Here is a 379-nt window from a genome sequence, read left to right on the forward strand (position 1 = left end):
TATTTTAGATTTTTGTTCATCAGAGGGGTTAATCTCTATCTTGTATGCTCTTTTCAATATCTTCATCCTCTCTAATCTTTTTCTTGTATTTTCTTAATCTATTATTCCTTTAGAATTGGCATATTGTCTAAGAAATTCAACTTGATTTTTTAAATTATCTTTTTGATTAGAGCTTGAAACCCTTGTATAAATAACTATTTTTCTATTATCTGTTTCTTTATGTATTCCTGTATATTCTAGATATTGTTCATAAGTGTAATACCTTCTATTCGTAGGCGTTCTAAATGCCTTTAATTTACCATCATTATCCCATCTTTGCAGAGTTATAACTGACATATTTAATAATTCTGCAAATTCTTTAGGTTTATAATGTTTACTC

The 379-nt window shown here is 26.6% G+C and carries 1 pseudogene; it reads right to left on the bottom strand.

Features of this window, described 5'->3' with window-relative positions:
* Positions 1–99: 99 nt before the first annotated feature.
* Positions 100–379 (bottom strand): annotated as a pseudogene (locus tag KGF45_RS19735) (MerR family DNA-binding transcriptional regulator); the annotation flags it as partial.

Source organism: Clostridioides sp. ZZV14-6154 (assembly GCF_020657785.1).
Classification (GTDB): domain Bacteria; phylum Bacillota; class Clostridia; order Peptostreptococcales; family Peptostreptococcaceae; genus Clostridioides.